The sequence below is a fragment of the Cyclobacterium sp. 10D3-21 genome (genome assembly GCF_055809755.1).
Map to the genome: position 1 here is coordinate 943,658 of NZ_CM147924.1, position 20,478 is coordinate 964,135.

The 20,478-nt window shown below is 37.4% G+C and carries 13 protein-coding genes; 7 read left to right on the forward strand and 6 right to left on the reverse strand.

The window, feature by feature from the left end:
* The first annotated feature begins 870 nt into the window (after positions 1 to 870).
* From AC0L7T_RS04035 to AC0L7T_RS04065, 7 genes are all read left to right on the forward strand, one after another.
* Positions 871 to 1,560, forward strand: coding sequence for a helix-turn-helix transcriptional regulator (locus AC0L7T_RS04035; RefSeq protein WP_473341190.1), 690 nt, complete (start codon positions 871 to 873; stop codon positions 1,558 to 1,560).
* A gap of 79 nt (positions 1,561 to 1,639) precedes the next feature.
* Positions 1,640 to 2,602: an alpha/beta fold hydrolase gene (locus AC0L7T_RS04040; RefSeq protein ID WP_473341191.1), complete on the forward strand. Its 963-nt coding sequence runs from the start codon at positions 1,640 to 1,642 to the stop codon at positions 2,600 to 2,602.
* Positions 2,603 to 2,770: 168 nt separating this feature from the next.
* The gene (locus tag AC0L7T_RS04045) at positions 2,771 to 3,595 is read left to right on the forward strand and encodes a hypothetical protein (protein WP_473341192.1); all 825 of its coding nucleotides are present in this window, start codon (positions 2,771 to 2,773) and stop codon (positions 3,593 to 3,595) included.
* Between the two features lie 276 nt (positions 3,596 to 3,871).
* Positions 3,872 to 4,729 carry a hypothetical protein gene (locus AC0L7T_RS04050; protein WP_473341193.1) on the forward strand — a complete coding sequence of 286 codons (858 nt, stop codon included), beginning with the start codon at positions 3,872 to 3,874 and terminating at the stop codon, positions 4,727 to 4,729.
* A gap of 35 nt (positions 4,730 to 4,764) precedes the next feature.
* A complete protein-coding gene (locus AC0L7T_RS04055) occupies positions 4,765 to 5,022 on the forward strand; it encodes a hypothetical protein (RefSeq protein ID WP_473341194.1) in 258 nt (85 codons plus the stop codon).
* Between the two features lie 387 nt (positions 5,023 to 5,409).
* Positions 5,410 to 5,961, forward strand: coding sequence for a DinB family protein (locus tag AC0L7T_RS04060; protein WP_473341195.1), 552 nt, complete (start codon positions 5,410 to 5,412; stop codon positions 5,959 to 5,961).
* A gap of 1,585 nt (positions 5,962 to 7,546) precedes the next feature.
* Entirely contained in the window at positions 7,547 to 8,674 is a 1,128-nt protein-coding gene (locus AC0L7T_RS04065; RefSeq protein WP_473341196.1) for a M23 family metallopeptidase, read from the forward strand.
* Positions 8,675 to 9,057: 383 nt separating this feature from the next.
* Here AC0L7T_RS04065 and AC0L7T_RS04070 read toward each other — a convergent pair whose 3' ends face one another.
* The 6 genes from AC0L7T_RS04070 to AC0L7T_RS04095 all read right to left on the reverse strand — a co-directional run bounded on the left by AC0L7T_RS04070 (position 9,058) and on the right by AC0L7T_RS04095 (position 20,474).
* On the reverse strand, positions 9,058 to 11,709 hold the full coding sequence (locus AC0L7T_RS04070; RefSeq protein ID WP_473341197.1) for a PAS domain S-box protein: 2,652 nt from the start codon (positions 11,707 to 11,709) through the stop codon (positions 9,058 to 9,060).
* Between the two features lie 337 nt (positions 11,710 to 12,046).
* On the reverse strand, positions 12,047 to 14,698 hold the full coding sequence (locus AC0L7T_RS04075; RefSeq protein WP_473341198.1) for a PAS domain S-box protein: 2,652 nt from the start codon (positions 14,696 to 14,698) through the stop codon (positions 12,047 to 12,049).
* A 434-nt stretch (positions 14,699 to 15,132) separates the two neighbouring features.
* Positions 15,133 to 16,518, reverse strand: a complete 1,386-nt coding sequence (locus tag AC0L7T_RS04080; protein ID WP_473341199.1) for a PAS domain S-box protein — start codon at positions 16,516 to 16,518, stop codon at positions 15,133 to 15,135.
* Between the two features lie 33 nt (positions 16,519 to 16,551).
* Positions 16,552 to 17,028 (reverse strand): PAS domain-containing protein, encoded by a 477-nt coding sequence (locus tag AC0L7T_RS04085; protein WP_473341200.1) that lies wholly within the window; start codon positions 17,026 to 17,028, stop codon positions 16,552 to 16,554.
* A gap of 354 nt (positions 17,029 to 17,382) precedes the next feature.
* Positions 17,383 to 18,630 carry a spondin domain-containing protein gene (locus AC0L7T_RS04090; RefSeq protein ID WP_473341202.1) on the reverse strand — a complete coding sequence of 416 codons (1,248 nt, stop codon included), beginning with the start codon at positions 18,628 to 18,630 and terminating at the stop codon, positions 17,383 to 17,385.
* 386 nt (positions 18,631 to 19,016) lie between these two features.
* Positions 19,017 to 20,474 carry a sensor histidine kinase gene (locus AC0L7T_RS04095; RefSeq protein ID WP_473341203.1) on the reverse strand — a complete coding sequence of 486 codons (1,458 nt, stop codon included), beginning with the start codon at positions 20,472 to 20,474 and terminating at the stop codon, positions 19,017 to 19,019.
* Positions 20,475 to 20,478: the final 4 nt, after the last annotated feature.

Sequence of the window (20,478 nt, forward strand, 5' to 3'; positions counted from 1 at the left end):
GATGGCTTATTTTTCAAGCACCCAACTCCCCTCCAAATTTTGGCTAAAGCCGGATGAAATGGTATGCCTTTTATAATGGGCTAAAGCCCATTCCTATTTACCAGGTTTTGTTATTCAATTTGACGGAGCTATTAAATGAATTTGGAAACTTTCTGCATTTTAGGTCCAAGGTACGCTTCGCTAAACTTGGACCAGCCTGCTGGTATCACATTTCCGGTGGCTGAGCTTGTCGAAGCCAGCCTGTCGAAGCCAGCGGAGTCGAGTATCCAATTTCAAATCGAATTGATTTCCAGATTTCAATAGCCCCCAGCTTCAGCTGGGGGCTTGGAATGTAATATCATATTTCGGGGCTTTAGCCCAATATTTACCTTTAAAAGTTAAAAAGATTAAATTTGCCCTAAACCTAGGTTGATGGCTTATTTTTCAAGCACCCAACTCCCCTCCAAATTTTGGCTAAAGCCGGGTGAAATGGTATGCCTTTTATAATGGGCTAAAGCCCATTCCTATTTACCAGGTTTTGTTATTCAATTTGACGGAGCTATTAAATGAATTTGGAAATTTTCGGTATTTTAGGTCCAAGCTACGCTTCGCTAAACTTGGACCAGCCTGCCGGTATCACATTTCCGGTGGCTGAGCTTGTCGAAGCCAGCCTGTCGAAGCCAGCGGAGTCGAGTATCCAATTTCAAATCGAATTGATCCCTGATTATCAATAGCCCCCAGCTTCAGATGGGGGATTTAGAATGTAATATGATATCTCGGGGCTTTAGCCGATATTCACCTTTCTTGTATTTGGGTAGGAAAGCAATACGCAATCTGCTAATTTAATGAACGTTCAAAGGCATCAAAAAAAAACTGTAACTAGGTCTGAAAATGGAATATTCCGAAGTAAATAGATTGTCACGGCTAACAGCCATTTTAGTTCAATTTCAGACGAAGAGAATTGTCACAGCTACTGAATTATCTCAAAAATTTCAAGTTAGCAAAAGGACAATTTACCGAGATGTAAAAGCATTAGAGAAAGCAGGTATACCTATTCTGACAGAAGAAGGAAAAGGGTACACGTTAATGGAAGGTTATAAAATACCGCCAGTAATGTTCACCGAAAAACAAGCCAATGCCTTAATACTTGCAGAACAGTTGGTGCTCAAAAGCAAGGACGCCTCCTTTGTAAAGGACTATTCCGAGGCAATTGATAAAATCAAATCAATCCTAAAGTATAATATCAAAGACAAAACAAATTTACTTGCAGATAGAACCCAATACAATCAAGTCATAAACCAAGAAAGGAATAGTAACAACTTATCAGATTTACAATATGCACTAACCAATTATAACCTTGTCAAAATAGAGTATATCAACAAGGAAAATAGGGTGTCAAATAGAATAATAGAGCCATTTGCAATATTGAATTCCGAAAATTGGTATTTAGTTGCATGGTGTCGGCTGCGAAAAGAGTTTCGATTTTTTCGCCCAGACAGAATTCAAAAAATGGAAATTCTACCTGAAAATTTTGAACCTCATAATATGACTTTGCAAGAATATTTTGACAAATACCATTAATTCTTTTTGACCCTTGACAAAGGGCTGTCACAGGCCATAGTTACGTTTGTGTCATCTTAATTTTTAAACCATAAAAAGAATGATTAACGTAATGAACACTAAATTCAATCCAGCCGAATTTCCAAAGCCTACCATGATTCCGGTCAATGGCATAGAATTGGAAGTCTTTGAAGCAGGTAAACAAAATGCCGGAAAACCTATCGTACTCTGCCACGGTTTTCCGGAAAATGCATTTTCTTGGCGTCATCAGGTGCCAGCTCTTGTCAAAGCGGGCTACCATGTCATTGTCCCTAATCAGCGAGGTTATGGTCACTCCTCTTGTCCTACTCAAGTAACTGCCTATGGTATTGAGCATTTAACAGGAGACCTTGTGGCACTTTTGGATCACTATGGATATGAAAAGGCTACCTTTATCGGCCACGATTGGGGGGCAAATGTGGTATGGAGATTGGCTCAATTGCATCCTAAAAGGATAAATAAAATAATAAACCTGGCATTGCCTTATCAAGAGCGGGGAGAAAAACCATGGATTGAATTCATGGAAGAAATATTTGGTGGAGACTTTTACTTTGTGCACTTCAACCGGCAGCCGGGAGTTGCAGATGCTGTATTGAATGAAAATACGTCTCAGTTTCTTCGAAATATATTCCGCAAGAACCTACCTCCCATACCACCTGAACCAGGAATGTTGATGATTAACCTTGCAAGAGCAGAAAAACCACTCGGTGAACCCATAATGAGCGACAGTGAACTAGCTGTTTTCGTCTCTGCCTTCGAAGCTTCTGGCTTCACAGGAAGTATAAACTGGTACAGAAACCTGGACCGAAATTGGCACTTGTTGGCTGAAGTGGATCCAATCATTCAACATCCCACACTTATGATTTATGGCGAGCGTGATATGATTCCTAAGTTTGATAGATTGCCTGAGTTTGTGCCTAATGTGGAGGTGATCAGCCTGGATTGTGGGCATTGTATTCAGCAAGAGCTTCCGGAAGAAACCAATCAAGCCATTTTAAATTGGTTAGATCGACATAATGGCTAATTAGGAGACAGAAACAAATTTTAAGAATCGATGTCAGGTAATTATGCTTTAAAGTACGCCTAATTGTACTAAACCTTTTTGAATAATTTTGAAAAAGACAATAATCGCCAAACCTAACTTATAAAAATTTCGTTTTAACTTGGTAAAACCCATAAACCAAAATGTGTGATGAAAAAACATTCCCTATACTTTAAGCTTGCTGTAGTAGTTTCGTTTTTTATTACATCCTGTGTAAATGATGAACTCGACAGGGACTTTTCCCAAGACAATGGCTTTATAAAAGCTGAATTAGCAGGGAGTAAAATCATATCGAACTATAAGTACAATACTATAGGGAAAATTGAGGAGAAAGAGGGCGCGTATTTTTATAGTAGGTATTTATATGACAATGAAGGCAAACTCATCAAAATTGAAACAGCCGTAGACCCACTAATACATTCTTCTACGATGCCAATTGAAAAAACAGCATTGATGACTGCTGAAAACAGCAAAATTTCTAGTTATCAATATTTTGGATACGATGGAAATGGAAATTTATTAGAAATTGAGAACTATTTTAAAGAGGAAGGTGATTTTGAATTAAGGTCTAAACTGAGTTTTGAATTTGTTGACGGGAAAATTGTTAAAAGAAATTTACACGATGAAAAAGGGAAGATAACTCAATTTAATGCTTATGAATATGATCAAAATGGGAATGTAAGCAACGAAAAATACTTCACTTATCTTTTTTCTGAAAGTACAGCTCCAAGATTAATGAGCGAAACCTCCTTTAAATATGACAATAAAAAGAATCCTTTTGTGATTTTCAAGGATTTGGGTAATCCGGGATTGTATACCAATCCAAATAATGCAATCGAAACAACCACGGTTAGATATGAAGGTACTCCCGGCTTCGACGAAAGCACTATAAGCAGCACCTCCTATGAATACAGTCCAAATGATTACCCCATTAAAGTTATGTCTGGAAACAGTGAGTATGCCTACAGATATTAAAAAAAAACCTGTAGCTAGATTTGATTTTCGTGGTTTATTCAATAGAAATTCCCCGTTGGAATACCACCTATCAGCTCTTTTCCCCCTAACTGTAAAACGATATTTTGGCAATTTAAAGTAAAAATGGCTTTCCAGCAATTGGTTCCTTCTCCGAAATGTTTAATTTGACAATTAAATATAAGCCAAGGAGTGAGATACACAGTTCGTATATAGGTAATTTCAAGGCTAGAATCTGTTTAAAACAGATGTTAGCTCTAAGCAGAACATTACAATAAGATGAAAAAAGTATTGACAATTATTCTGACTCTTTTTACCATTAGTGTTTTTGGACAAAAGAGTCCAACCGAAAAAGCACAGCCAATAGTTGCGGAAGGCAAACTTCTCTACAAATCGGAAATGGCATCATGGTATGGAACGGACGTTTTTTTGGAAAACTATAAAGACATAGAGAATGTTGGCGGATATTTCTCCTACTCAGAGAATGCCACTGCTATATGTGTATTTTTCTCAAAGTCAGAAAAGCCTAAAGTAATCGGGACAATTTCTTTTGATAGTAGCTATGATGTAGCAAAAGCTAAAACAGACTTGACAGAAAGAGTTTTTACAGAGGCAGAAAATGACCTATATCAAATTAGAGAAATAGCATTGAGAGAACTGCAAACAAACAGAGATGGCCTTTTTAAGTTCTATGAAAACACAGATCCAAATATAATTCCGCTGATTTATGATGAAGAAAAGAAGGTTTACATATTGACAGGTCCTCAACAGCATGGTGTTGTAATTTTCGGAAATGACTACTTACTAACCTTTGATAAAGAAAACAAACTCGTAACAAAAAAACAGCTTCATAAAAATATCATTTCAATTGAATACGGCAACGTTGAAGAAGGTGTAGAAGTTGAAGGAGCAATGCACAGTCATTTGCCAGAGACAGGGGACTTTATTACTGCAACGGACATTTGCACGTTGATGCTTTATGAGAAGTTTGCAAAATGGAAAACACATAATGTTGTTTCTAAGAAATATTTAAATATATGGAATTGTGAGATAGACCAACTGACAGTAATTCCGATGAGTATAGTCGACAAAATCAACAAAGACCAAGAAAATCGGAGAAAGAAAAATGAAAAATAAACTGCTAACGTTTTGTGTATAAGTATATTTACAATATGAAAACAAAAAGAATAGGGCAATCTAATATTATTGAGGGTGGTAGAGGACGCTTGGAGAATACCATCGAATTCAAGAGAAAAGTGGAAGTGATTAAAAAGGATGTGCAAGATGAATATTCCATTACTCTTTTGAACGAAAGGAACTGGGCGAGGCGAATTTTTATAGTTATTAGGCGTGAGATTGAAACACGAAGAAGGATTGCGGAATTGAGCTCGTTAAAAAACCTTCACTTAGGATACCGTTGGCAAATGTGATAGAAGTAGCCGTTTACTTTAGATGTTGATTCTAAATGGGGCTATAGGTTTGTTCTAATATGAAAAGCAAATAAAGAAGGCTATCGGTACGCCGTATAATGGAAAACTTCATTGCCGGCCCCGTGCCTTCCGGGTACGTTTTGATGAATGGGCCGCTGATAGTTTACTTCTTCTTATTATCTTTATAGGTATATATAGAGTAGACAACTATTCGCTACTCTACTCGGAAATGTTGAACCCGGATTATGTAATAGGATTCGTGATAGCCTGTCCCGTGTTTACGGGAAGTGTTGCAATCGCAAGAAAATCAGGCTGTTTGGAGATTTTAGCATAGCACCGCTATGATGAACCTGTCTACCGTCAGGTAGAATTGAAAACAGCAACGAAGTGGCTGATATTAAAGCGATTTCAGCACGTAATAGAATGTCTATTGCATATTTCGGGTTGAACTACCTTCACGACAGAAAGAACATGACCCAGTCTGAACTTATAATATTAAATTTTACAGAAATAAGGAGAAAAAGCATCAAACTTTGGAAAGGACTTCCTAAAAGCCATTACAATTGGAAGCCTGACGATAAAGCAATGACAGCTATTGGAATGATTAGGCATGTTTTAGAAGCGGATTATGGCTGGAATATTATAATCAATAAAGGGGATATGGCAAATTATTCAACCCCCTGGAAAAATCGACCATTCATTAGCCTTACCGACGAACTTGAATTTGCCGAACCCTATAGAAATACATTTTTGGAAAGTGTTCGACAATTTTCAGATAGAGAATTAAACGAAACAGAAATCATCCATCCCGGTAATGGAGATAAAAAAAATCTTGCAAAATATTTGCTACGGATTGGATATCACGAATCCGTTCATGCAGGACAATTTCTTTCCTATTTAAGAGCAATGAAAATTAATCGTCCAGAAATATGGGCATGAAGATATCTCTGGAGAATGGTTTTTCCCCTTATGTTTCTTTTTAGCGTTTGGAGTATGAAAAAGCAAGTGGTTTTATGTTTTTCTTTGGTTTTATTCAATTGATTTCCAGATTTCAATAGCCCCCAGCTTCAGCTGGGGGATTAAAATGTAATATCATATCTAGGGGCTTTAGTCCAATCTTCACCTTTCAAGGTTATAAGAATTAATTTAACCCTAAACCTAGGTTGATGCCTTATTTTTAAGCACCCAACTCCTCTCCAAATTTTGGCTAAAGCCGGGTCAAATGGTATGGCTTTTATAAATGGGCTAAAGCCCATTCCTATTGATCAGATTTCGTTAATCAATTTGCGTGGGAGGAAAGCGGAGCTATTGAATGAATTTGAAAACTTTCGGCATTTTAGGTCTAAGTTACACTTCGCTAAACTTGGACCAGGATGGATCACATTGACGGTGGCTGAGCTTGTCGAAGCCAGCTTGTCGAAGCCAGCGGAGTCGAAGTATCCAATTTCAAATCGAATTGATTCCCAGATATCAATAGCCCCCAGCTTCAGCTGGGGGATTGGAATGTAATATCATATCTTGGGGCTTTAGCCCAACCTTAACCTTTCAAGAATAAAAGATTAATTAAGCTCTAAAAACCTAGGTAGATGGTTTGTTTTTCCAGCACCCATCTCTCCTCTAAATTTCGGCTAAAGCCGGATGAAATGGAATTGCCAATGATAAATGGGCTAAAGCCCATTCCTATTGATCAGATTTCGTTAATCAATTTGCGTGGGAGGAAAGCGGAGCTATTGAATGAATTTGAAAACTTTCGGCATTTTAGGTCTAAGTTACACTTCGCTAAACTTGGACCAGGATGGATCACATTGACGGTGGCTGAGCTTGTCGAAGCCAGCCTGTCGAAGCCACCGGAGTCGAAGTTCCAATTTCAATCGAATTGATACCCAAATATCAATAGCCCCCAGCTTCAGCTGGGGGTTAGAATGTAATATCATATCTAGGGGCTTTAGCCCATTATTCACCTTTCAAGAATAAAAAGATTAATTAAGCTCTGAATCTAGGTTGATGGTTTATTTTTCCAGCACCCATCTCTCCTCCAAATTTCGGCTAAAGCCGGATGAAATGGAATTGCCAATGATAAATGGGCTAAAGCACCTTCCTATTGAGGTGGTTTGATTAATCAATTTGTGGGGGAGGAAAGCGGAGCTATTGAATGAATTTGAAAACTTTCGGCATTTTAGGTCTAAGTTACGCTTCGCTAAACTTAGACCAGCCTACCTACCGGTGGCTGAGCCTTCCGAAGCCAAAGGTTTCCGGATCCAAATCATTGGTTAAAGTATAATTATAAATAAACCCTTTTGTTCTCTAAATTTTGGCTAAAGCCCATTTCTAATGAAATGATTGCTTTGATCAATAGGTTCGGGCAAAAATCTTGGATCTATTTAATGAATTTGAAAACTTTTGGTATTTTAGGTCTAAAGTTACGCTTTGCTAAACTTGGACCAGACAGGGTTCATCCTGAAATAAATGTCAATTACCCCTTTTGGGTGCCAATATTTATACGCTAACCAAAAACATCCGGATAATGCTTAACAAAAGATTTAACCTCTTATTAATTTTTTCGGTAATAGTAATCTCCTCATGCAATAGGATTATAGATCCTCCGGAGAAAATACCTGATCTTTATGTAGCCCTTCCTTCTCCTCCTGTTAAGGTAATAAATACAAGTGGAACCTGGTTTGTTTATGAGCTACATATAACAACGCCAAGCCTCCAAAAAGTGGATGTTTATAATGAAAGCAACAAGCTACTGTCCTATACCGATTTTAGTGGCAGGGAGGGTAATAATACGGCAAGCATATGGCTTGAGTACCCTCAAACAGGCTGGCAGAATCAAGAACTGGTGCACGAATTTCAGTACCAGGATGCTTCTGGCAATCCGAAACAACATACCTTCAATCTAAACCTGCAGCAACAATACCCAGATCCCATAACCATTGCTTTTCCAGTTCCACAAGGAGTATGGCTTGCGGAGGGTGCTCCAGGTGCCAACTCTTACCACACCAGAGCCTTGTTCCCCTATAATGAACCTCTTTTTAACCAAGAGCAGGAGGGTTATTTATTTGGGAATAATCCCCAGCGCTATGCCATTGATTATGCCATGTTGGTTGATGGGTTGCCTTATGTAAATGACGGCTCAAACCTTGAAGACTGGCACTGTTACGATCTACCCATATTGGCAGCGAAAGAGGGGAAAGTAATCTTTACTAAAGACGGTATTCCAGACAATCAAACCCCATTTGAATTGGATTATCCAACAGATATCAACAATGCCACTGGTAATGTGATCTATATTGAACATGCCGATGGAACAATTGGAAATTATTCTCACTTGAAAACCAATTCCATTTTAGTGGAAATAGGAGACCTGGTAATCCCCGGGCAACCACTTGGGCGATTAGGTAATTCAGGAAATTCTTTTGCCCCGCATTTGCATATGCACGTGCTCTCAAACCAAGAGGGTAAAAAGATTTTAGAATATTCAGATGGACTTTATATGGAAAGTCAACCCTATAAGTTTTTAGAATTCACAAAATTAGGTGCAACCCCTATTGGATACTTGGATGAAGATCCAATTTATCCCTTCCTCCCAACTATGGCTGAAGTATTTAATAATGTCCTTCCATCTGAAAGCGATGTTATTTTATTTTAGAATGGTTTTTCATGTCTACAAGAAATCCATTGCGAATGAGAGGAGCGAATCCCATAGGGCAATGAACGAAATCAAAAACCTAACAAACCTATTGTAGTGGAGATTTGGTAATCGAAAAATTCTGATTTAACCTATATTTTGCAATAGGACTCGTAATGAGTGATTTCATCACGTAAAAGAAGGTCTATTGCATATTTTGGGTTTAAAGTTAAAATCATCACTGCGAATCCTTTTTTGGACACTGGGTCAAAAAAGGATTCGCAGTCTGGTTTTATGGGGGATTAATATGGATTATTCCACTCATCTCCCATTAAATTCAAAAGAACGATTTCCAGGTGCGAAAAAAGTCGAATTAAATCTAACTTAAAGTGACTTAATACTATTTAGAATTTTATGATAAAGGTGGTTCCTTTTCCAACTTCACTTCTGACGGTTATGGCTCCTCCCATTGCTTCAATGTGATTTTTTGTCAGGAAGAGTCCAATGCCTTTTGCTTCAGGATGTCTATGAAATGTTTTGTGTAAACCAAATAGATTTTTGCTGTGTTTCTTTAAGTCTATTCCCAGGCCGTTATCAGCAATGGTAAGTACAAGACGGTTATAACTAAATTCAGTTTCCAATTTAATAGTTGGTATGCTGTCTGGAGAGCGATATTTAATCGCATTGCCCACCAGGTTTAGAAAGATACTTTCTAGAAAAACGCGATTGAATGTGATTTTGGGTGCTTTTGAAAAATCAGCTGAAATTTGAACTTTTGACTCCATAATATGGGCAATTAATATTTCCTTGGTTTTATCAAGAACCTCATCAAAATGCATGATTTCCATATTTTTAGAACCCTCATCCTGGATTTTTAGCGTTTCTACTAAGGTGTCAAGTGTGGTAGTCAGGTGCTGACTGACTTTCTCGAAGTTGCCCATGATTGCATTTTTCATTTCTGCATCTTGGCTACTGTTGTAAAACTGCAGAAGGGCATTCAGATTGCTCACAGGAGCCCGTAAGTTATGAGAGGCGATATGTGCAAAGTTCGCGAGTTGCGTATTCTGAGAGGTAAGTTTTTCTGTCAAGATTTCCAGGCTATCTTTTGCCTCTTTTAGTTTTTGCTGACTTTCTACGCGTTCATTTATGTCAGTACCTACGCCTAAATAACCATAGATTTCTCCCTGAGGATTCCTTAGCGGCGTAACAACCAGAAGGACGATGAGTTTAGACCCATCTTTTCTAATATAAGTCCATTCACGAGTTTTATATCCTGGATTTTTAGCGCATTCTGCAAAAATTTCAAACCCAGTTATTGGTCGTCCAAGTAAGGTTGTCAATCCCTCTCCTACCTTTAATATTTCTTTTATGTCATGAAAAGTTTGTGGGGTCGTTTTTCCAACCATATCCAGTTCGGAATATTGGAGCATTTTCTCTGCACCCCGATTAAAGTGAGTGATCACACCTGATGTGTCTGTTCCAATTATAGATACCGAATCAGTGTTTAAGATTACATTTAATTCTTCATTGGCGTGGTTCAAGGCTATCTCTGCTTTTTTAATGGTATTGATATCTTGAAAGATACCATAGAGTCGCTGGCATTTTCCATTTTCAATGGCAGCCTGCCCTATGCTACGAACCCATACTGCATTGCCTTTTGCTGTGACCAGTTCAAGTTCTAAATCAAATGGAGTGCCCTTTTCTATTGCTTCTGAAACTGCCTTTGTTATTTTATCCCGGCTTTCACCCTTCTTATAAAACTCAATGCCGGTTGCCAGTACAGGCTCAAAATCATCAGCCGCTTCATGTATCTCACGGGTAATTCTACTCCATAATATTTCTCCTTGGTCCAAATTCATTTCCCAGGTTCCAATCCGAGCAATCTCATTGGTTCTTTCTAAAATTTCTTCGATTCGCTGTTTTTCCTGGTCTTTTTCTTTAATTTTAGTAATGTCAGCAGTATACATGAGAAGACCACCAATTTTGTCTTCTGTTACATACCATGGACGGACATCCCATGTTAACCATTGCCTGGAACCATCCGCCCGATCAAAGGGCGCTTCAGCGCATTTATTTATTTCACCCTTTAAGCACCGTTGGTGTTTTTGTTTCCACTCCTCTCCAATTTCCGGAAAAATTTCATAATGAGATTCACCAATAATGTCCCTGCCTTCTAATCCATAATCTTCAATCCATTTCTGAGAGGCTGCCATGTAGCGCATTTCTTTATCAAACATGGCAATGGCACTAGGGGCCTGTTGAATAAAGATACTATTACGCTTATTGCTTTCTGCCAATTCTGTTTCCATTCTGACCCTATCCGTAATGTCTCTAACAGCAGCCATTACAAAAATTCCATCTTCTGTTTGGGTAGGACTCAGGCTTACCTCTACGCGAAACTTGTTACCATTTTTCCGATTACCGTACAATTTTATGCCTTCTCCCATTTGCCTGATAGTAGCGGATTGGAAGTAATTTTTAATGTGGGCTTTGTGATTTGATTTTTGTGCCCCTGGGATTAATAACTCAATTTCTTTTCCCAGCATTTCAGATTTTGTATAGCCAAATATGTTTTCAGCTTGCTGGTTTACCATTTGAATCGTTCCAGAACTGTCAACGATCACTATGGCATCTGGTGCAGATTCCAGAAGATTTTTTAAAAGCCGCTCGGACTTGATATAAGAAAACTCTATTTTTTTTCTGGCGGTTATATCAGTAATATGTGCTGTGAATCCAAGTATTTCACCGTTTTCTACATCGGGAGTATAAGTAGCATGTGAATGTCTCAATTCTCCATTAGGAGTGCTAATTTCTAAGTCAAAATTTTGTTTATTGCCCTTAAGAACTTCTTTTATATAAGGGATATGCATTGAGTACATGGCTCCTAAAAGTTCCCTCTTTGACATATGATCTATCATCTCCTCCTGAGATTTTCCATACCAATCCAAATAAGCGGTATTGGCAAATCGACATATTTCATTTTTGTCCCAATAAGCCAACAAAGCAGGGATTTGATTAGCAGCTTTTAAGCCAATTTGTTTACTAGAAGCATGCATATAAAAATCTGGTTAAATAAAAATTTAATTTATAGTAAAACCCACAAATTAATAAGTAAAAGAATACAAAATAGAAAGGTTAAGATAATGATAACCTACATGAAAACTGATTTAGTGATTAAAAGTTTTAGAAATACTTTAAATTCTTTGATTGTGTTTTCAAATGATGACAAAGTTATGGATTTTTTATCTGTTTATATTGTGAATTTTATTTAAAGCCAAAATAATTAGCTGTGTGTCGAATTTGAGCTTTAAATGGAATACAACACTAAGGGTGAATTAGTTTATAATATTTTACTTAAACCAATGAAAACCGCAAATCTATAAATGACAATTGCTAAAATTTTACAGTGAAGGTGGTGCCTTCCCCAACTTTACTTTTTACAGAGATTGTTCCTCCCATTGCATCAATGTGTTTTTTTGTCAAGAATAATCCTACCCCTTTTGCCTCCGCATGATTGTGAAATGTTTTGTGAAGACCAAACAATTTATTGCCGTGTTTGGCCAGGTCTAAGCCTAAGCCATTGTCAGCTATCGTAAATAGGATTCGGTTATAGTTAATGTCAGTTTCTAATTTAATAATTGGAAGCCTATCAGGTGAGCGATATTTGATTGCATTTCCCACTAAGTTAAGGAAGATGCTTTCAAGAAAAACGCGATTGTATGTAATTTTGGGCGCTTTTGAAAAATCAGCCAATATTTGGACTCTTGACTCCCTAATATGGGCGACTAGAATTTCTTTGATTTTATCAAGTATATCATCAAAATGCATGATTTCCAAATTTTTAGAACCTTCATCCTGAATCTTTAGTGTTTCAACTAAGCTGTGAAGGGTGGTGGACAAGTGTTTGCTAACTGTCTCAAAATTGCCAATAATTTCTTCTTTCATCCCTTGTCCTTCGCTTGAATGATAAAATTTAAGCAGGGCATTTAGATTACTAACTGGAGCGCGTAAGTTATGAGAGGCAATGTGTGCAAAGTTTGCGAGTTGCGTATTTTGAGCAGAAAGTTTCTCTGCCAATACTTCTGAATTTTCTTTGGCCTCCTTTATTTTTAGCTGATTTTCTACGCGTTCATTTATGTCTGTAGCTATTCCTAGGAAACCATATATTTCTCCTTGATGATCTCTTAGTGGTGTTGTCACAAGAAGGACGAAAAATTTTGATCCATCTTTTCTGATATAGGTCCATTCACGTGTATTGAACGCTTTGTTTTTAGCGCATTCTACAAAAATTTCGAAGCCAGTTATTGGTCGGCCCAGATGAGCTGACAATTCGGCACCAAGTTTTTCTATTTCTTCTTTGACATGAAAAATTGCTGGTGACTTCTTTCCTATCATTTCTGTTCCAGAATACTGAAGCATTTTCTCTGCACCTCGATTGAAATTTGTAATTAGCCCCTCTGTGTCTGTGCCAATGATAGAAACTGATTCAGCGTTAAGGAGTGCTTTTAATTCTTCGTTTAAACGGTTTAAACTTATTTCGGCTTTTTTGATTTTGGTAATGTCCTGGAAAATGCCATAAATGCGTTGGCACTTTCCGTTAAGCAGTTCTGCCTGTCCTATGACGCGAACCCATACTGAATTCCCTTTTGCAGTCAGCAGTTCAAGTTCCAAATCAAATGGAGTGCCTTTGTTAATTGCTTCTGAAGCAGCTTTTGATATTTTATCCCGGCTTTCCCCTTCTTTATAAAAGCTGATGCCAATTGGTAAGTCAGGTTCAAAATCATTAGATACCTCATGTATCTCCCGTGTAATTTTACTCCATATTAATTTTTTCTGATTAATATCCATCTCCCATGTTCCAATCCGCGCGATGGCATTTGTCCTTTCTAATATTTCTTCAATCCGTTGTTTTTCCTGTTCTTTCTTTTTCAGAGCTGTAATGTCTGCGGTGTAAATAAGGAGACCACCTATTTCGCCTTCTGAAACATACCATGGGCGAACGTCCCATGTAATCCATTGCCTCGAGCCGTCGGCACGATCAAAAGGAGCTTCAGCACATTGATTAATTTCTCCCTTTAAGCAGCGTTTATGTTTCTGTTTCCATTCCTCGCCTATCTCTGGAAAAATAGCATAGTGCGATTGACCAATAATATCCTTACCCTCTAATCCATAATCTTGCATCCATTTCATAGAGGCGGCCATATAGCGCATTTCCTTATCAAACATGGCAATTGCATTAGGGGCTTGTTGAACAAAAATGCTGTTTCGCTTATTGCTTTCAGCCAATTCTGTTTCCATTTTTACCCTATCTGTAATGTCCCGAATAGCAGCCATTACAAGAATACCATCTTCTGTTTTGGTGGGACTCAAGCTTATTTCAACGCGAAAATTTTCTCCATTCTTTCGTTTACCAAACAATTTCAGATTTTTACCCATTGGCCTGATAGTGGCAGAATCAAAATATTTTTCAATATGACCTTTGTGCTTAATTCTGTGTCCACCAGGAATTAGCAATTCTATTTCCTTTCCCAACATCTCCATTTTTGTGTAGCCAAATATATTTTCAGCTTGTAGATTAACCAATTGGATTGTTCCAGTACTATCCACTATTACCATAGCATCAGGTGCGGATTCCAGCAGGTTTTTCAATAGCTTCTCAGACTTAGTCTTAGAGACTTCTAAGTGCTTTCTAGTTTTTATTTTAGTAATGTGTGCAGTAAATCCAAGGACTACACCATTTTCTATGTCTGGGATATAATTAGCATGAGAGTGGCGCAATTCACCATTTGGTGTCTTTATCTCCAGGTCAAAACTTTGTTCCTTGCCCTTGAGTACTTCCTTTATAAAAGAAGTATGCTCTGTATACATTGTTCCCAATAATTCCCTCTTAGACATTTTGTCTACCATCTCTTCTTGAGACTTTCCATACCATTCCAAATAGGCCGCATTGGCAAACCGACATATTTCATTCTTGTCCCAATAGGCTAATAATGCGTTAATTTGATTAGCCGCTTTTATGCCTATTTGTTTACTAGAAGCATGCATAATGGAAGTCTGTTTAAATAGGACGTTAATTATAGTATAATATAAAAATCAACTAGTTAAATAAATATGGCTGTATTAATTTAGTGATTATCTACATGAAAACTGACTTATCCATAAAAAGTTATAGCATTTGTTAAAAAACAATAAATGGGCTCTCTCGTTCTGCAGTAGATTTGTGCTTATTTAAAACCAGCCTTATTGTTGTTTTATCTTTTTGCTTTGCAAATTTTAGCCAAGCACAAAATAAATAAAAGTTAGTAGAATTTAAGACTCAACTTAAACCTCATATCGAATACCATTCCAACAGTAAGAATCTTACAAAAGGCCAGTGTTATTACATTGGCAAACTTATGCCAATAGAAGCCTGAGTTAGTTGGAATGATACAATTGTGTTTCACAGTAAGTCTATCCAGCAAAAAAATAAATGGCCATGGCTAAAACTTGACAGTGAAGGTTGTTCCTTTTCCAACTTCGCTTATCACAAAAATTCGTCCACCCATTGCCTCAATATGATTTTTGGTTAGGAATAAACCTATGCCTTTTGCTTCGGTATTTTCATGGAATGTTTTGTGAAGCCCAAATAAGTTTTTGCTGTGTTTCTTTAAGTCAATACCCAAGCCATTGTCGGTTATTGTAAATAGAATTCGGTTATGGTCAATGTCTGTTTCAAGTTTAATAATTGGGGTTCTGTCGGCTGAACGGTATTTTATAGCATTACCTACCAGATTTAGAAAAATGCTTTCTAAAAAAATACGGTTGTATGTAATTTTTGGAGCCTTTGAAAAATCAGCAATTATTTGTGCCTCCGACTCCATTATATGACCAACAAGCATTTCTTTGGTTTTACCAAGTACCTCATCAAAATTTATAATTTCAATTTTTTTAGAACCTTCTTCCTGGATTTTTAACAACCCTACTAAATTATCTAGCGTATTCGTTAGGTGTTTACAAACAGTTTCGAAATTATCTATGACGGTACTTTTTATCTCCTGCCCTTCACTGCTGTGATAAAATTGAAGAAGGGAATTAAGATTGCTCACAGGAGCCCGTAAGTTATGAGAAGTAATGTGGGCAAAGTTGGCGAGTTGCATATTTTGAGAAGTAAGTTTTTCTGTCAGTATTTCTAAATTTTCTTTGGCTTCTTTTAGTTTTAGTTGATTTTCTACTCGCTCATTTATGTCTGTTGCTATCCCTAACGTGCCAATTGTTTCTCCTTGATGATTCTTCAGGGGAGTTAAGGTTAAAAGTACAATAAGCTTTTGCCCATCTTTTCTGATAAAGGTCCATTCATTGGTACCTTGGTCACCAAGATTTGAGGTTTCTACAAAAACTTCAAAGCCGCTTACCTGCCGGCCCAATTGAGTTGACAGTTCCTTTCCCCGTTTTACGAGTTCTTCCTCTAAGTGAAAAAAATCCGGTGTTTTCTTTCCAATTATTTCTGAGGCGGAATACTGCAGCATCTTTTCAGCACCCCGATTGAAATGGGTGATTATACCCTCCTTGTCAGTACCTATGATGGATACTGACCCAGAATTAAGGATAGCTTTTTGTTCTTCATTTAATGTGTTTAAATTTATTTCCGCACTTTTAATAGATGTAATGTCTCTGACAGCAGCCATTACAAGAATGCCATCTTCTGAATTAGTAGAACTTAGGCTTACTTCGATTCGAAACTTTTCTCCCTTCTTTCTCCTACCATACAATTTCAAGTCTTTGCCCATTGGTCTGATTGCGGAAGAATTGAAGAATTTTTCAACATGGCCTTTGTGCTTTTCCCTATGACTTTCTGGAAATAATAATGTTATTTCTTTTCCAAGCATTTCAAGTTTTGAGTAACCAAATATGTTTTCAGCCTATTGATTTACCAGTTGTATTGTTCCAGAACTGTCCACTATTACAATGGCGTCTGGGGCCGATTCCAAAAAGTCCTTTAAAAGTTTTTCAGTTTTAGAATTTGGGACATTTATGGGTTCTAGGGAGGTCTTTTCTGTAATATGTGCTGTAAAACCAAGGACTTCACCCTTTTCGATATAGGGTGTATAAGTAACCTGGGAATGGCTTAATTTATCATTTAGCGTCCTTGTCTTGAGGTCAAAACTTTGCATATTGCCTTTGAGTGCCTCTCTTATAAAAGGGAAATGACATTCATATTTTGAGCCCAACAGTTCCTTCTTAGATATTTTGTCGATTATATCTTCCTCAGGTTTTCCATACCATTTCAAATACGCAGCGTTTGCAAATCGGCATATTTCATTCTTATCCCAGTAGGCTAACAACGCGGGTATGTGATTAGCAGCTATAAAACCTATTTGTTTTTCAGAAGCATGCATAATTACGATCAGTTATAAATAAGGCGTTTTCTATATTTTTATATACAATTTGACAGAACAAATAACACCATATATATGGATATATTTAGTAATAATTTAAATTATTAACGTATTAGTGATAAAAATTTCATTTGTCTCGTTAAATTCTATAGTAGTTCATCCAATACTTAAGTAGGCCTGAGGTATTTTTTTTGATAATTTCCAGTGTAGGTATTCTCGTAATTATTAATTAGGGCATAAGCTCATTTATGGTTGTTTTATAAGTAGGAAGAAAGTCTATACTTAAAAGAGGCCTGTTGATAATAATTCAAAGATTATTACCAACAGGCCTCCCTATTTTAAATGAAGATTATTTTACATTGCTGTTATGGTAACTTTTACCATGTCGCTTATTTGCGGAAGATTAGAAGAGGAATTTGTTTCAATGCTTACCATTGCACCCTCGTCAATGCCGGTGTTGGTTGCCGCTTGGCGAAAAGGTTGATTGTTGCCGGCACCTGCATATTCGTCAATTTCAGTTCCCGCATCGAATAAATGGATCTTGCTGGTAACGTCACCTGATAAAGCTGTCCCATTGGAAAATAATTCGAGGTTATCAGATCCAATAAACCAGTCGTTGGATTGTACAAGCATGGTAGCGAAGGATAGTTTGTCCCCTTGTTCTGCAGTAAAAGTGAATGAGTAAGAATTACCAGGAAGCAATGGACCAGCAGAGGCTGCGCCAACAGGAATGTTGAACACATTTGAAAATCCGGAAGCGTCGCCATCTTCAGCCAAATTTTCCAACGCGGAGCTTGCTGACTGTCCAGTCATAAAAACCATGTTCTCAGTTCCCACCGAAAAAGCCCCTGGAGCGTATGGAGAGAAAAAACCAGACATAGCAACTAGATTAGTATTTAACAAGGTATTTGATCCATCTTCAGCCAAAGGCTCTAAACCTTCCATTGCTATTGTACCATCTGTGAAAATTGGCATTTGATCGCTGGAATGTATTACCCAAACACCTGGTGCCAAAGGTGAAGTCAAGGTTGAATTATTGGATACATTACTTAGGGTTACGGTAAACATCGTACCACCGTCATGTTCAATGTCCACCATTAGGACGTCATTGGAGGCAGGATAGGTAAAACCATCGTCTACCATTTTAACTGGATTGTTTTCAGCCGTACCTGTATTTGCGGCACTTTGTCGCAAGGGTTGATTGACTCCCATTCCAGGCGCTTCGTTGACTTCGGTTCCGGCATCCCATAATGATATCATGGCGCTCACATCACCAGTTAGGGCTTCCCCATTGTCATCATACAAGGCAATACCCATTTCATCAGGCGCATAGAACAAATCATTGGATTCGACAAGCATAGTAGCAAAACTCAAAGATTGTCCTTTACCAGCATTGAAGGTAAATGATTCAGAATTACCAGGTGTAATTAGTCCGGTTTGTCCGGTATTAAAATAATCTTTCGCTTCAAACACATTCTCAATTGTTACCGTGAATTCACTGCTCGTTTTTTTTGGCATTTCCGAATCATCTTCATTGCATCCATTAAGCAATAATATTGACCCCATAAATGCGAGCAAGCTAAATAATTTTACATTTTTCATGGTATTTGGTTTTAGGTTATACATGTTTTTTGTTTTAAAGCCAATTCAGTTATGGTCGACTTGAAGATTTATTTCTTCATTTCGGGGATCAAAAGGTCAATACCTTTTTTGGCATATGAATCCTTTTATAAGCTGCTTACAGGCAGGCACACCTTTGGCATTGAAGTCAAGGGTATTAGCTGAGAAAATTGCTTCGGTTACGATATTGAGAATCGCTAATTCCCTTACTTAGGAAGGTTGTTATGCTGTTTTGTGCAAACAGATTCGAGCCAGCGAATAAGGACTTTGGTAAGAACTGGGCTTGTCTCATCTTGATAAAGTTTAATGATTAACTGTATCAAATTAAGCAAGATGGTATCACGAAAAGATCACAAAAGAGTCAACTTTTATGAATGTACCGGTAGGTTAAAAGAAAAGGAAGTACCAACATTCAATTCACTTTCTACTTTGATGTCTTGTTTGTGCAAATCCAATATCTTTTTAACAATGGCTAGTCCCAAGCCTGTTCCATCTTGATTATTGGATTTTCCTTTTTTGTACCTGTCAAAAATGTAAGGCAATTCTTCAGAAGAAATTCCTACGCCAGTATCTTTTATCATTATTTCAATTGAATCCTTAGTCTTGTTTTTAATGGCAATAAGTACTGTTCCGCCTTCATTGGTGTGGTTTAGTGCATTGTCCAAAAGGTTTTGAAAAACACGTTCCATTAAAGCAATGTCTGCAAACACCAGGACATTCTCTTCCAGCATTTGAATTTTAAAATCAATGGATTTGCTTTTTGCTATTAGGTTGTATTTCATGACCATGTCAGAAAGCAATTCATTTATGGAAAAATTTTCTCTCTTGGTTTCAACCTGACTTGCTTCTAATTTTGATATTTCAAATAAATCATCAACCATTTTCTTTAACCGCTGGGTGCTGGAAAGGATGGTGTCTAAATATTTGATTTTAGTCTTCTTGTCTAACTTTTCTTCCAGTAATACCAGCGTTTCGGCATAACCTTGTATCGAAGTCAATGGAGTCCTTAAGTCATGAGAAATATTAGAAATCAACTCCTTCCTCAGTTTTTCTACGGATCTGATTTCATTGATATTACTTACTATGGTGTCTGCCATTGAATCAATATTATTGGCGAGTACAGACAATTCACCTTTTGATTTCAAATGGATACGTGAGCTCAAATCACCATGTTTAAATCGGTTTACTGCAGCACTAATTTTATTGATGTTTTTTGTGAGGTACCAAATCACAAAAAACCCGATAATAATTGCGGAGAAGAGGGTAATTAGGACAGCTTTGGTAGCCAGCTTAATTTGATAATTATGGGCCAACATGTCCGTGACACTGGTGTATTCTTCGCTTGCCAAAATGATATAGATATAACCCACTTGCTTGCCATCATTTATAATGCTGGCCGCAGAAAAAATCTTATGAACACCTGGATTTCTGGGGTCTTCACCTTTTATGAATTCTTCCTTATTGTCAATAAATTGGTGAATGGGAACCAAATTTAAACGTTCGAGTTTTACTTCTCCAAAAGGGGCGTAATAGCTGAGGATTTTCCCGGATTCATCCAATAGATACACTTCTACAGAAGGATTAAGTACCATGACATTGTGGAACATCTCCTCTACATCCACGTCATTTAATGAGCCGTTAACGAATGGTTGGGTGAATTTTGCCACCCTTTCAGCAAGTGGTCTGTTTAATTTCTGGGAGGTTTCCTGCGAGTAGATAATTGAGGAATTGTGTGTGATATAGATAAAAACTCCTGAAATTATTAATAAGAAAAAGAGGAAAAAAAACGAAAGGCGCCAAAACAAACTGTTGAATATATTTTTCATAAAC

Bases quoted from the DNA above. Each gene is read 5' to 3' on its own strand.
- AC0L7T_RS04035 (WP_473341190.1), top strand. From the start codon at position 871: ATGGAATATTCCGAAGTAAATAGATTGTCACGGCTAACAGCCATTTTA.
- AC0L7T_RS04040 (WP_473341191.1), top strand. From the start codon at position 1,640: ATGATTAACGTAATGAACACTAAATTCAATCCAGCCGAATTTCCAAAG.
- AC0L7T_RS04045 (WP_473341192.1), top strand. From the start codon at position 2,771: ATGAAAAAACATTCCCTATACTTTAAGCTTGCTGTAGTAGTTTCGTTT.
- AC0L7T_RS04050 (WP_473341193.1), top strand. From the start codon at position 3,872: ATGAAAAAAGTATTGACAATTATTCTGACTCTTTTTACCATTAGTGTT.
- AC0L7T_RS04055 (WP_473341194.1), top strand. From the start codon at position 4,765: ATGAAAACAAAAAGAATAGGGCAATCTAATATTATTGAGGGTGGTAGA.
- AC0L7T_RS04065 (WP_473341196.1), top strand. From the start codon at position 7,547: ATGCTTAACAAAAGATTTAACCTCTTATTAATTTTTTCGGTAATAGTA.
- AC0L7T_RS04070 (WP_473341197.1), bottom strand. From the start codon at position 11,709: ATGCATGCTTCTAGTAAACAAATTGGCTTAAAAGCTGCTAATCAAATC.
- AC0L7T_RS04075 (WP_473341198.1), bottom strand. From the start codon at position 14,698: ATGCATGCTTCTAGTAAACAAATAGGCATAAAAGCGGCTAATCAAATT.
- AC0L7T_RS04080 (WP_473341199.1), bottom strand. From the start codon at position 16,518: ATGCTTGGAAAAGAAATAACATTATTATTTCCAGAAAGTCATAGGGAA.
- AC0L7T_RS04085 (WP_473341200.1), bottom strand. From the start codon at position 17,028: ATGCATGCTTCTGAAAAACAAATAGGTTTTATAGCTGCTAATCACATA.
- AC0L7T_RS04090 (WP_473341202.1), bottom strand. From the start codon at position 18,630: ATGAAAAATGTAAAATTATTTAGCTTGCTCGCATTTATGGGGTCAATA.
- AC0L7T_RS04095 (WP_473341203.1), bottom strand. From the start codon at position 20,474: ATGAAAAATATATTCAACAGTTTGTTTTGGCGCCTTTCGTTTTTTTTC.